This is a genomic window from Marinobacter sp. JSM 1782161 (assembly GCF_011421605.1).
GTDB lineage: Bacteria > Pseudomonadota > Gammaproteobacteria > Pseudomonadales > Oleiphilaceae > Marinobacter_A > Marinobacter_A bohaiensis.
In genome coordinates this window covers 1,685,349-1,696,892 of sequence record NZ_WSSA01000002.1, presented here as the reverse complement: position 1 = coordinate 1,696,892, position 11,544 = coordinate 1,685,349, and the positions used below count along the sequence as shown (strand labels likewise).

Sequence of the window (11,544 nt, the reverse complement as noted above, 5' to 3'; positions counted from 1 at the left end):
ACCTTGTGAATGACTGACTATCGGATTGCGCTGATACCGGGCGACGGTATTGGCGGTGAAGTAATGGACGCCGCCTGGCCGGTGCTGCAGACCCTGGCGGACCGGCACGGCTTCGGGCTGGATGGCGAATGGCTGCCCTGGTCCTGCGAGTACTACCTCAAACACAACGAAATGATGCCGGCCGATGGCGTGGAGCAATTGCGGCGCTTCGACGGCATTTACCTGGGCGCTGTGGGCCTGCCGGCCACGGTGCCGGACCACGTCTCGCTGCGTGGCCTGCTGCTGGCGATCCGCCAGGGCCTGGATCTGTCCGTGAACGAACGGCCGCACCGTTTGCTGGCCGGTGTCACTGGACCGCTGCGGACGGCTGAGCCGTTCGACATCCTGTGTGTACGGGAGAACACCGAGGGCGAATACAGCGGCGCGGGTGGCCGGGTGCACCACGGCGGCGATCGCGAAGTGGCGGTGGAAACCTCTATCTTTACCCGGGTGGGCGTGGAGCGGGTCCTGCGCTATGGCTTCGAGCAGGCGCGCCTGCGGCGGGGCAAACTGGCGTCGGTGACCAAGTCCAACGCCCAGCGTCACAGCATGGTGTTCTGGGACGAGATTACCCGAGAGGTTGCCAAAGACTTTCCGGACGTGGAAGTCACGGCCTATCACGTGGATGCGATTGCGGCGCGGATGATCACTCATCCGCAGTCCCTCGATGTGGTCGTTGCCTCCAACCTGTTCGGCGATATCCTGACGGACATCGGTGCGGCCATCCAGGGAGGCCTGGGGTTCGCCGCGTCCGCCAACATCAATCCCCGGGGCACGGGGCCGGGGATGTTTGAACCGGTGCATGGCTCGGCGCCGGACATCATGGGCCGGGGGCTGGCCAATCCGCTCGCCACACTCTGGGCTGGCGCGCTGATGCTCCGGCATCTTGGGGAGACAGCGGCCGCGGATGCGCTGCTCGCTGCGATCGAGCAGGTGACGGCAGCCGGCCAGGGCACGCCCGATATGGGCGGCGAGCTGTCGACCCAGGCTCTCGCTGAAGCGGTGCGGGCGGCTCTCTGACCGGACGCATGGCCAGAAAGCGTCCTGTCGCGGCCTGTTCTTCAGATGGGGTGGGCTGCGGCGCCCCATCAAAAGACTCTTGAGTATCGCTCCGGCTTCCCGGAGGATGGCGGACTGGCAGCGGCATGGCTGCGAGTCGCCAACCCCCGAAAGGGAACGTCTCAACGACCCGGGAGAACCGTCGTGAATACCCTCAAGTACCTTGCCTTTACGCTGGCGCTGGCCACGTCTTCCGCCGCCCTGGCGGATGCCGCTTCCACCGCCGAGGCGGAAAAACTGCTCGATGCGATCAACATGGAAGAGACCCTGGATCGTTCGATCAGCCAGATGCTGGATGTGCAACTGAACCAGCAGCCGTCCCTGAAACCCTACAAGGACGTGATGCTTCGCTTCTTCAGCAAGTACATGAGCTACGACAACATCAAACCGGACCTGGTCAGTATCTATGCCGATGCGTTCACCGCGGAGGAGTTGCGCGAGCTGAACGCGTTCTACACCACGGACATCGGCCAGAAGGCGATCCGCACCATGCCGGACTTGATGGCCAAGGGCGCGCAGATGGGCGCCCAGCGGGTCCAGGCCCACATCGGCGAACTGCGCACCATGATCGCCGAAGAGGCGGAGCGCCTCGAACAGCAACCCTGATCCTGCCGGGCGCCGTGCCAACCCGCGGCGCCTGCCCCGACCGCGCGGCCTGGCCCGGTCGCGTGCGCTATACTTCCTGAATCGGTTGTACCGGTTGCCTGCGCTGCCGCGTGTTGTCGTCTTTCCCTGGAATCGATCTGGAGGCGCCGGGCATGCATCGAATCGGGATTCTGGCCCTGTTACTGGTCGTGCCGATCCTCCCCGGAGTGGCACTGGCCGACCGCGCCGGCACCTGGGACTTTTCCGTCCAGATGGTCGGTAACCTGGACGAGACCAGCCGTGGCGATAACGACTCCCGACTGGATATCGACTCCGACCTTGGCCTGGCCTTCGGCGGGGCCTATCACGCCACCGAGCACCTCCAGTTCGGCGTCGACCTCACGTTCCTGAACCCGGATTACGAAGCCCGTTTCAATATCGACGGTGGCGGTACCCGCACCGTCAAGACCGAGCTGGACGTGTTCAATACCCACATCTACGGTGCCTGGAACTTCATGGAAGGCCCGCTGACTCCCTATGTGCGTGCCGGTCTGGGCTGGACCTACATCGATTCCAATATCATCTCCAGCGATGTCCCGGTCGGTGTGTGCTGGTGGGATCCGTGGCTGGGCTACGTCTGCTCCGCCACTTACAACACCTACGACGACACCCAGTTCAGCTATGGCGCCGGGGCCGGTGTGCGTTACGAGTTTGGCGAGCATTATTTCGTGCAGGCGGGCTTCGACCACTTCGAACTGACCGACGACGATCTGGGTGCCAGCCCGGATTTCGACGTCTGGCGAATCCAGTTCGGTTGGCGCGTGCGCTACTGGTAAACGACTGGCCGGATTGGTTTTTAAGCATTCGTTATTGCAAATTTGGGAAAGTCGTTTACCTGCTTCGGCGCAAGGTGATGTGATCGCGAAGTGATCTGATCCATTTGCATCGCGATCTATTGCCGGTATGACTCATCGTCCTTTCCATTCGGATCCCGTGGTTGTCGGGAGTCGATCCCCGGCGTTGATTACGGTGTGATCTCCAGACCAACAAGAAAAACGTCAGTTGCGGGCTCCAAGCCGTTGCACCCCGATCACGTCCACCGTGTGGCACCGTTCCTTAGCCAGGCCGGGCCGTCGCTCCGGGTGCCTGCCTGGTCCGCACCTCGTTGTTGCCAAGGCGCCCTGACGCCGCAATAAAAACAATGTTTCAACAGGAAAAATGCGATGAACCGGACTTTCTGTGCAGTACTGTGCGGCCTGCTGTTGCTGGCTCCCGTGACCGCAAGCGCGGAGCCCCAGAAGCTGATTTTCTCCTACGTCACCAGTAGCGATACCCCCACCGGCAAGCTGGTGGCGTTGTTCAAGAAACTCGTCGAGCGCAAGCTCGATGACCGATATACCATCGAGATCGTGCCTGAAGGCCGGCTCATGGACGACGCCCAGGCGGTTGATGCGGTGGCGTCCGGGGAGATCGCCTTTGCCGTGCCGCCCGTGTCGAAATTCGGCGATTACACCCAGCAGCTCAAGGTGTTCGACCTGCCATTCCTGTTCCCTGACATGGGCGCGGTCAACCGCTTTGAGCAGGGGCCAGTGGGGCAACAGCTGCTTGAGAGCATGAGCGGCAAAGGCATCGTCGGTCTGGGCTACCTGCATAACGGGGCCAAACAGCTGACCGCCAACAAACCGTTCCACACCCCGTCGGACCTGGCGGGGCTGAGTTTTCGCATCATGAATTCGGACGTGCTGCGCAAGCAGTTCGAACGTCTGGGTGCCACCCCGGTCCCGCTGCCGTTCCCCGAGGTCTACCAGGCGCTGGCGGATGACCGTATCCAGGGGCAGGAGAACACCTGGTCCAATATCTATTCCAAGCGCTTCTACGAGCATCAGCCCTACATGATGGAATCCAACCACGGCATGCTCGAAGGTATGCTGATCACCAACGCGGGCTTCTGGAACGGGCTGAGCGAGGAGGAGCGGCGCCACTTTCGTTACGCCGCGCATATGGCGTTGGAGTACGGCAACGCCATGTCCCTGGCCAAGGGCGCCAATGACCGGGAGGCGTTGCTCAGCATGAAATCGGTGGATATCTACCAGCCCGGCGCCACGGAGCTGGCGCAGTGGCGGGAGGTCATGGAGCCGCTTTGGGACGAGTACCGGTCCGCCGTCGGCGCCGATGTGCTCCAGGCCGCCCAGGCAGCCGGCAATTAGCCGTCATTTCGTGATGGGCGCCGCATCGACGTGGTGTTGCGGCGCCCGGTTGAGGGCCGTGTGACGGACTGCTGGCCGGTCAGCTGCAGGATGCCGTTTGCGGGCGTTGGCTGAGTACCCCGGCCAGCGCCAATAGCGACAGCGCCATTACGTAGAGGCCGTAGCCGTAGACGGTTGGCTCGAAACCATAGCGCTGGGAAGCCAGGCCCGCTGCCAGGGCCGGCAGGCTGGCGGACAGATAACTGACCACATAGATCACCGACATCAGCGACGAGCGTTCGCCGGCCGGCGCCAGGGCCATGATCGCTCGCATCGCGCCCATGAAGCCGGTGCCGAAGCCCAGTCCGGCCACGGTGAATCCGGTCAGCAGCAGGGGCGTCGAGTGAGTGTAGAGACTGCCCAGAATGATGGACATCCCCAGTGGGAGCAGGGTGCCCGAGAACATGAGGATCTGCCGGGTTGCCAGCACGCGCATGCGCCACACGCTGACGGCCCCCATGGTCGATAGCAGGCACACCATCAGGCCACCGATCATGGCATTGTCGAGACCGGTCACGTCCTTGGCCAGCATGGGGCCGAGCGACAGGCTGAAACCACCCAGTGACCAGGCGGCGATGTTGGCCGGAATCACGCGCAGAAAGGTGGGCAGCACGTTGGCGGGAATGTGCACCCGGGGACGCATGGCGGCCAGTGCACCGGCGCGGCGCTGGACGCTTTCCCGGGTGCTGCGCATTCCGATCGACTGCCAGATGAAGATCGCGACCATGACCACGAACACCAGACGCATGGGGTAGGGGGCTTCGGCCACGAGTACGCTGGAGCCGAGCGCGCCCAGTCCCATGCCGATCATTGGCGCGACACTGGCCAGGATCGGACCATGCCGGTGGTCGCTGTCGATCAGCGCGGCGCCCAGGGCACTGGTGGCGATGCCGGTCGCCATGCCCTGCAAGGCCCGGGCGATGAACAGCCAGGTCAGGTCGTGGGCGCCCCAGAAGCAGAGCATGGCGCCGATTTCCAGGATCAGTGCCGTGGCGATCACCGGCCGTCGTCCCAGGTAGTCCGACAGCGGACCGGTGAACAGCAACGTCAGCAGCAGGGCAAACAGGTAGGTGGCGAACGCCAGGGTCAGCATGGGCGTGGAAAAATGCCAGGTCGCCTGGTACACCGGATACAGCGGCGTGGGAACGCTGGAGGCCGCCAGGAACGCCACCACGACCAGGGTGTAAAACACCAGCTGGCGCGGGTTGGCGCCAGGCCCGGGAGTGGTGTGGACGGAAGCGGTCATGGAGGCTCCTTAAAGCAAAGATTTTGCGTTATGATGCGCAGTGTACGGTAAAGCAGACTTAAAGCAAATATTTTGCGTTTAGGGGTGGTATGGGATCCAGAAGCGATACGAGTTGCAAGCCAGCGGTCAGGCCCGGTGGCCGGAGTGCGCGGGTCCAGCAGGCGGTGCATGAGGCGGTTCGGGCATTGTGCGAGGAGGCGGGGCGCGACGCCCTGACCGTGCCGCAGGTTGCCGAGAGGGCTGGCGTGACGCCGTCGACCATCTACCGCCGCTGGGGCAACCTTAAGGAGCTGATGGCCGATGTCGCCGCCGAGCGCCTGCAGCCGGACGCGCCACTGGCGGACACCGGTAGTCTGGAAGGCGACCTCATGGCCTGGGCCGGTGACTACATGGAGGAGATGGCTTCCGCACCCGGTCAGCAGGTCCTGGCGGACGCCCTGGGCAGCCACAACCTGGCGTTGCGTCAGCGTTGCTGGGCGTGGCAGCGCGACCAGATGGCGTTCATGCTGGAGCGGGCCCGGGCCCGCGGCGAGTCACCCCTGCCCACGATTGATGCCTTGCTCGACGGGATCATGGGCCCGCTGACATACCGCCTGAGTTACGCGCCGGATACCCTGTCCCGGGACGGTCTGGAGCACTGGGTTCGCCGGTCACTCTCTGTGACCGCGATGGCCCCGGCATGACCGGAAACGGTGGCGATCATTCCGGTCTGACGTCGAGCCGCGGGGCGTGTTCGAACAGGTAGTCGAGAAAGGCGCTGACCTTGGAGGATCGCAGCCGGTTTTCCGGGTAGATCACATGGATGCCGTGGCGGGCCGGTTCGCCGGCTGATTCCCAGGCGTCCAGGATCGGTATCAGCGTTCCCCGCCGCAGGTGACCGTCGATCAGCCAGGTGGGGAACAGGATCAGACCCTGTCCCTGCAGGGCCGCTTCCACCAGGCATTCCGCGTTGTTGCTGCGCAGGTTTCCCCGTACCTCCACGACCCTGAATGTGGCTTCTCCCTCTCCCCGGAAATACCAGGGTTGCTCGCCCCGGGTGCCCTTGTAGACCAGGCAGTTATGTTCCTGCAGTGCTTCGGGCGTGTCGGGTTGGCCATGCCGGGACAGGTAGGCCGGCGCGGCGCACACCACGTGGTGCTGTTCGGCCAGTTGGCGACCGACCAGGCTGGAATCGGCCAGGGATCCGATACGGATGACCACGTCGGCGCCTTCCTGCACCGGATCGACGAAAGCGTCCGTGAGCGTCATGTCGACGTCAATGGCGGGGTAGCGGGACTGAAAGGCCGCCAGCAACGGTGCGATGTGTCGGCGGCCAAACGCGACCGGCGCATTGACGCGCAGTGTGCCCCGGGGCTGCCCGGCGGCGCCGGAAACCTGCTCCGCCGCCCGGTCCAGTTCATCCAGAAGGTCTCGCACCTGCAGGAAATAACGCTCACCCACCTCGGTCAGGCGTACCGCGCGGGTGTGACGGTAGAGCAGCCGGTGGCCGAGCGCCTTTTCCAGGCGGGCGATGCGTCGCGACACGGATGAGGCCGGCAGGCCAAAGTGTCGGGCGGCTTCGGCAAAGCGACCGGAAGAGGCCACCCGCACGAACAGCCGCAGTGAAATCAGATCGATATTGTTGCTTTCCAAGCAATAAACCTTTGTTCATGTGTCGGGTTGTTCGTTCCTGAGCATGACTATAAATTGCCGGCCTTTCAATGACGACCAAACGGGGACGACATGCAATCGATACTGACGCTTTTCCTGGTCCTGTGCGCAGGCATGGGGCTGTCGGTGGAAGCGGGCTTGCTGGGGCCGCTCGGGGAAGAGGTGGGCCACCTGTCGGCCACGCTCTCCATTTTCATGGTGGGTGGCTTGCTGCTGACCCTGGCCATGGTCTTCTTTGGCGCGCCGCTGGGGACGCTGTTCCGGCAACCGCGCTGGCTGCTGACCGGCGGTGTCCTGGGGCCGGTGTATGTGATCGTGCTGACGGTGACGACGCCGCTGGTGGGCGTGGGGATGACCATGGTCGGCATCCTCTGTGGTCAGGTTGCTGCAAGCCTTGCGATCGATCACTTCGGGCTGTTCGGCAGCGAGCGCCGGGCCATCGATGGTTACCGGGTGCTGGCCCTGGCGATGATTCTGATGGCTCTCTGGCTGATTTACTGAGGACGTATCCATGCTGATTTCACTGGTTTTTCCTTTGCTGCTCGTAGGTGGTGCGGTGCTCGCCGCGCAATCCTCCGTTAATGGCCGGCTGGGCTCGACCGTCGGCGTGCTGGCGAGTGCCTGGCTGACGTTTGCGATGGGGGCGGCTATTACCTTCCTGCTGGTGTTCTTCTTCGAACCGCCGCACGCCGAGTCGCTGTTCACGGTGCCCAAGTGGCAGCTCACGGGGGCCCTGTTCGGGGTGGTGTACATGCTGGCGATCGTCTTTGCCGTCCCCCGGGTGGGTACAGCGGCGGCGACGGTCGCGGTGATCACGGGGCAGTTGCTGATGAGTCTGTTGGTGGACCACTTCGGCTGGCTGGGTAACACCCGCCTGCCGCTGGACGATTCGCGCATCGGCGCCATCGTGCTGCTGGCGGCGGCGCTGGCCCTGATCTATCTGAGTAACGTGCGCCGGGAGAGGGCTTTGGCCACCGCCTGACGAGGCTGGCAGATCAATCCCCGGCAGCGCCAAGCGTTGCGTCCGGCGGCAGATTGTTTAAAAATGCGCCTCCGTCCTTTGGGTAGCTGCCTATGCAGTTGCCTGAACCGCGACATAGCGAATCGTTCTGCCACCGCCACGCCAAGGAATATCCATGTCTCACGCTGCCGAAGCCCAGGCCGCCACACCGGTTTCATCCCGTTCGCTCCGCCAGTACCTGGCCATACTGGGGCCCGGTATTCTGGGAGCGGCCGCGGCGATTGGCGGCTCGCATCTGGTAGCGTCCACCAAGGCGGGGGCCCTGTATGGCTGGCAGCTGGCGGGGCTGGTGATCCTGGTCAACCTGCTGAAGTATCCGTTCTTCCAGATCGGCGCCCGCTACACCATGGCCGCCGACGAGTCCCTGATCCAGGGCTACGACCGCATCGGCCGCGGTTACCTGTATCTGTTTACAGCGCTCAACCTGTTCGCCTCGGTGGTCAGTACCGCCGGGGTGTCCATGCTGTGCGGCAGCATCCTGGGGCTGTTCGTTGGCGATAGCCTGAACGTGACCCAGCTCACCATGATCGTGCTGGCCGGCTCGCTGGCATTCCTGATTTCCGGTCACTATCGGGTGCTGGACGGCGTGACCAAATGGATCATTGCCGGCCTTGCGGTGGCCACGGTGGCGGCGCTGGTGATTGCCCTGGACCGGGGCGGCGTGGCGCCGCCGGAGTTCGTGTCACCCAGTCCATGGAATCTCGCGGCCATCGGCTTCCTGGTGGCGTTGATGGGCTGGATGCCGGCGCCCATCGAGCTGTCGACCTGGAACAGCGTCTGGTTGCGGCAGAAGCTCAAGGACCGGGGCGGTGACCTGACCTATCGCGACTCCATTGTCGACTTCAACGTGGGCTACGTTACGTCGACCGTGCTGGCGTTGGCCTTCATGGGGCTGGGAGCGCTGGTGCTCCATGGCAGCGGCGTATCCCTGGCCGGTTCCGGCATCGCCTTTGCCCATCAGTTGGTGGATGTCTACGCCGGCGTGATCGGTGACTGGAGCCGCTGGCTGATCGCGGCCATCGCGTTCCTGTGCATGTTCTCGACCACGGTTACCGTGCTGGACGGCTACAGCCGGGCACTGAGCGAATGCTTCGTCCAGTTTGGCCAGCCGGCCGGCAGCCGCCCCACCGGCCACGGTGCCCGTTATACCTACCCGCTGATGGTGGTGATGGCGATTGTCGCGGCGCTGATTGTGATGTTCTTCAAAGGTGCGCTGCTGGCCATGCTGGAGTTCGCGATGATTTCCGCCTTTGTGGCGGCGCTGGTCTTTGCCTGGTTGAACTACCGGTTGATGGGGCTGGATTCGGTGCCGGCCGAGCACCGTCTGGGCAAGGGGATGGTGATGCTGAGCTGGATCGGCATCGTGTTCTTCGCGTCGGTGAACGCGCTGCTGGCGTACTGGTATCTGTTCGTGAAGTGAGGCGTTCGCGGCCAATAAAAACCCGGGGCTTCGGCCCCGGGTTTTTTGGTTCAGGCGACGGTCGCCGGTTTATTCGCCGACGCGACCGCCATCGGCTTTCTGGACCACCACGGTAGAGGCCCGCGGGCGCACGGTGCCGCTGGTCTCGACGGTGGCGTCGGAGCCGGAAGGCCAGTTGCCCGGGTGCTGCACGTTGATGAACAGCGCGGTCTTGTCCGGCGTCGCGAAGATGCCGGTGATTTCACAGCCGTTGGGGCCGACCGCAAAGCGTTTCAGGTTGCCCTGGTCCTGCATGTCGACCACCGACGGGTCGTTGCTGTTGCCGGAGACGGTCGACGGCACCACAGCCAGGACCTGGTCGTTGGTGTAATCCGCCACGTCGTTGCCGCTGTTGTCGGTTTCGATCCAGAGGATGCCCTGGTCGCCGTCGCGCTGGTCGTACCACAGGCCGTCCGGGCTGGCGAACTGGTTCAGCTCGGTCAGGCCGGACGGATTGTCGTTGCCGGTCACGGCGCCGCCGAAGACGAAAATCTCCCACTCGAAGGTGGTGGAGGAGGCGGTGCCTTCCTGCCAGCGGATGATCTGTCCGTTCTCGTTGGCGGCGCGCGGGTTGGCGTTGTTCACCGGAGCGGTGCTGTAGCCTACGCCCAGGTCCTCAATGGCGCTGCCGCTGTTGGTGTAGGTGGCGGCGGTGCCTTCCGCGGTGCGGTCCGAGTTGTTGGTCAGGGTCATGTAGACATCGCCGGAGGCCGGATCCACCGCGCCCCATTCGGGACGGTCCATCGGCGTGGCGCCCATGATGTCGGCGGCGTCGCAGGTGTGGATGATCACGCCCGCCAGATCGTCGGCGGCCAGACCCAGGGCGTCGGCCAGGGTGCCGCCGTCCGGGGTTTCCGCGTCCGGAGTCAGCGCCAGCCACTCGCCGGTGCCGTCGTCGTTGAACTTGGCGACGTAGAGAGTGCCTTCGTCCATGTACTTGGCGCCCAGGGCCAGGCGGTCGTAGGTGCCGCCGGCCTGGTTGGCATCGCTGGCGCTCCAGACGGCGTCGGAGACGAACTTGTAGATGTACTCGTTGCGGGAGTCATGACCGGAGTAGAACACCACCGGCTCGCCTTCCACCAGTTTGCCCGGCCAGCAGCCTTCGTGACGGAAGCGGCCCAGGTGGGTGCGCTTGACGGCTTCGCCGGTGTACGGGTCGATTTCGACGATGTAGCCGAAGGTGCGCGGCTCGTTACGGTAGTCGTCCGCCGCGGTGGCGCCGGTTTCCGTGGCGTCGAAGCGGGCGAATTCCTCGTCAACCTCAGCGGCCGCCGGATCATCGGACGCGGTTTCCCAGCCATAGCGACCGGTGCTGGAGCCAATCCCCAGGCGCAGGTCGTCGTCGCGCTGGGTGTCGGTCTTGATGAAGTAACCCGGCCAGTTCTCTTCGCAGGTCAGGTAGGTGCCCCAGGGCGTGTAACCGCTGGCGCAGTTGTTGTTGGTGCCGCGAGTCATGGTGCCGTCGGTGGAGTACTTGGTGATGACGTAGTCGCTTTCGGCCACCGGGCCGGCCAGCGCCATCGGTGTGGCGGAGGTGATGCGGCGGTTGTAGGTGGAGTTTTTGACGTGGCTCCAGCTGCCGTCGGACTGCTTCTGCACTTCCACCAGGGTGACGCCGTGGGCGTTGATCTCGGTACGCACTTCGTCCGCCAGTCGGTAGGCGTTGGAGGTGTCCGGGCCGCCCTGGGTTGACCAGAGGGCGCCCTGGTCGATGTACTCGTTGTTCAGCGCCAGGATGAAATGGGTGGACGCGGTGTCCTCGGCCAGCGGGAAATGGTACATGCCGTCGTGGTGCATGCCCACGGCGTTTTCCTGGATTTCCGGCGTGAAGGCCAGGGACTCATCCCACTCGGTGCCGGCGTCGCTCAGTGCGGTCCCCCAGGGGATCAGGATCTGCGCGGTGTAGCCGTCGGGCACGACGATGGCGTCGGTCAGCGAACCCAGCACGGCGTCGAAGCCGAGAGTCAGGGAAGTGTCGTTGTCGCTGTCGTTATCGTCGTCGTCATCATTCCAGTCGCAGCCGGCCAGGCTCATGCCGAAACCGCCCAGTACCGTGGCGGCGGCGACGTTGAGGCTGCCGCGCATGACGGAGCGGCGGCTGAGACGGCGTTCCATGATTTCCGAGAACGGCTCGTTGCCGCTCTGGTTGTAGATCTCGTGGCTCTCGATTTCCTTACTCATGTGTCCCTCTCTCATCGATTATTTGTCGGAATGGGCGTCAGTTCCTAAGCCGTCCGCA

11 protein-coding genes are annotated in these 11,544 nt (G+C 64.1%); 8 read left to right on the top strand and 3 right to left on the bottom strand.

Features of this window, described 5'->3' with window-relative positions:
* The first annotated feature begins 9 nt into the window (after positions 1-9).
* The 4 genes from GQB00_RS07570 to GQB00_RS07555 all read left to right on the top strand — a co-directional run bounded on the left by GQB00_RS07570 (position 10) and on the right by GQB00_RS07555 (position 3,890).
* Positions 10-1,059: a tartrate dehydrogenase gene (locus tag GQB00_RS07570; RefSeq protein WP_165855778.1), complete on the top strand. Its 1,050-nt coding sequence runs from the start codon at positions 10-12 to the stop codon at positions 1,057-1,059.
* Positions 1,060-1,242: 183 nt separating this feature from the next.
* Entirely contained in the window at positions 1,243-1,704 is a 462-nt protein-coding gene (locus tag GQB00_RS22010; protein ID WP_204355729.1) for a DUF2059 domain-containing protein, read from the top strand.
* A gap of 152 nt (positions 1,705-1,856) precedes the next feature.
* Positions 1,857-2,519 carry an outer membrane protein gene (locus tag GQB00_RS07560; RefSeq protein WP_111495009.1) on the top strand — a complete coding sequence of 221 codons (663 nt, stop codon included), beginning with the start codon at positions 1,857-1,859 and terminating at the stop codon, positions 2,517-2,519.
* A 387-nt stretch (positions 2,520-2,906) separates the two neighbouring features.
* The gene (locus GQB00_RS07555; RefSeq protein ID WP_165855777.1) at positions 2,907-3,890 is read left to right on the top strand and encodes a DctP family TRAP transporter solute-binding subunit; all 984 of its coding nucleotides are present in this window, start codon (positions 2,907-2,909) and stop codon (positions 3,888-3,890) included.
* 79 nt (positions 3,891-3,969) lie between these two features.
* On the opposite strand, the gene GQB00_RS07550 is transcribed toward GQB00_RS07555, so the two are convergent.
* Complete coding sequence (locus GQB00_RS07550) at positions 3,970-5,175, bottom strand: MFS transporter (protein ID WP_165855776.1); 1,206 nt, start codon at positions 5,173-5,175, stop codon at positions 3,970-3,972.
* Positions 5,176-5,264: 89 nt separating this feature from the next.
* Between GQB00_RS07550 and GQB00_RS07545 the strand changes: the two genes are divergently transcribed.
* On the top strand, positions 5,265-5,858 hold the full coding sequence (locus GQB00_RS07545) for a TetR/AcrR family transcriptional regulator (protein ID WP_165855775.1): 594 nt from the start codon (positions 5,265-5,267) through the stop codon (positions 5,856-5,858).
* Between the two features lie 16 nt (positions 5,859-5,874).
* Here the strand turns inward: GQB00_RS07545 and GQB00_RS07540 are convergent, their stop codons facing one another.
* The gene (locus tag GQB00_RS07540) at positions 5,875-6,807 is read right to left on the bottom strand and encodes a LysR family transcriptional regulator (protein ID WP_207950634.1); all 933 of its coding nucleotides are present in this window, start codon (positions 6,805-6,807) and stop codon (positions 5,875-5,877) included.
* Between the two features lie 90 nt (positions 6,808-6,897).
* Here GQB00_RS07540 and GQB00_RS07535 point away from each other — a divergent pair, with 90 nt between their 5' ends.
* From GQB00_RS07535 to GQB00_RS07525, 3 genes are all read left to right on the top strand, one after another.
* Positions 6,898-7,326, top strand: a complete 429-nt coding sequence (locus GQB00_RS07535) for a DMT family transporter (RefSeq protein WP_165855774.1) — start codon at positions 6,898-6,900, stop codon at positions 7,324-7,326.
* 10 nt (positions 7,327-7,336) lie between these two features.
* The gene (locus GQB00_RS07530; protein WP_228160515.1) at positions 7,337-7,807 is read left to right on the top strand and encodes a DMT family transporter; all 471 of its coding nucleotides are present in this window, start codon (positions 7,337-7,339) and stop codon (positions 7,805-7,807) included.
* Positions 7,808-7,961: 154 nt separating this feature from the next.
* Positions 7,962-9,266 carry an NRAMP family divalent metal transporter gene (locus GQB00_RS07525; RefSeq protein WP_165855773.1) on the top strand — a complete coding sequence of 435 codons (1,305 nt, stop codon included), beginning with the start codon at positions 7,962-7,964 and terminating at the stop codon, positions 9,264-9,266.
* A gap of 69 nt (positions 9,267-9,335) precedes the next feature.
* On the opposite strand, the gene GQB00_RS07520 is transcribed toward GQB00_RS07525, so the two are convergent.
* Positions 9,336-11,486, bottom strand: a complete 2,151-nt coding sequence (locus GQB00_RS07520; protein ID WP_165855772.1) for a PhoX family protein — start codon at positions 11,484-11,486, stop codon at positions 9,336-9,338.
* Positions 11,487-11,544 lie beyond the last annotated feature (58 nt).

What these genes read in the sequence shown, in the direction of transcription:
- GQB00_RS07525 (WP_165855773.1), top strand. Translation starts at nt 7,962, where the DNA reads ATGTCTCACGCTGCCGAAGCCCAGGCCGCCACACCGGTTTCATCCCGT.
- GQB00_RS07535 (WP_165855774.1), top strand. Translation starts at nt 6,898, where the DNA reads ATGCAATCGATACTGACGCTTTTCCTGGTCCTGTGCGCAGGCATGGGG.
- GQB00_RS07530 (WP_228160515.1), top strand. Translation starts at nt 7,337, where the DNA reads ATGCTGATTTCACTGGTTTTTCCTTTGCTGCTCGTAGGTGGTGCGGTG.
- GQB00_RS07555 (WP_165855777.1), top strand. Translation starts at nt 2,907, where the DNA reads ATGAACCGGACTTTCTGTGCAGTACTGTGCGGCCTGCTGTTGCTGGCT.
- GQB00_RS07520 (WP_165855772.1), bottom strand. Translation starts at nt 11,486, where the DNA reads ATGAGTAAGGAAATCGAGAGCCACGAGATCTACAACCAGAGCGGCAAC.
- GQB00_RS07570 (WP_165855778.1), top strand. Translation starts at nt 10, where the DNA reads ATGACTGACTATCGGATTGCGCTGATACCGGGCGACGGTATTGGCGGT.
- GQB00_RS07545 (WP_165855775.1), top strand. Translation starts at nt 5,265, where the DNA reads ATGGGATCCAGAAGCGATACGAGTTGCAAGCCAGCGGTCAGGCCCGGT.
- GQB00_RS07560 (WP_111495009.1), top strand. Translation starts at nt 1,857, where the DNA reads ATGCATCGAATCGGGATTCTGGCCCTGTTACTGGTCGTGCCGATCCTC.
- GQB00_RS07550 (WP_165855776.1), bottom strand. Translation starts at nt 5,175, where the DNA reads ATGACCGCTTCCGTCCACACCACTCCCGGGCCTGGCGCCAACCCGCGC.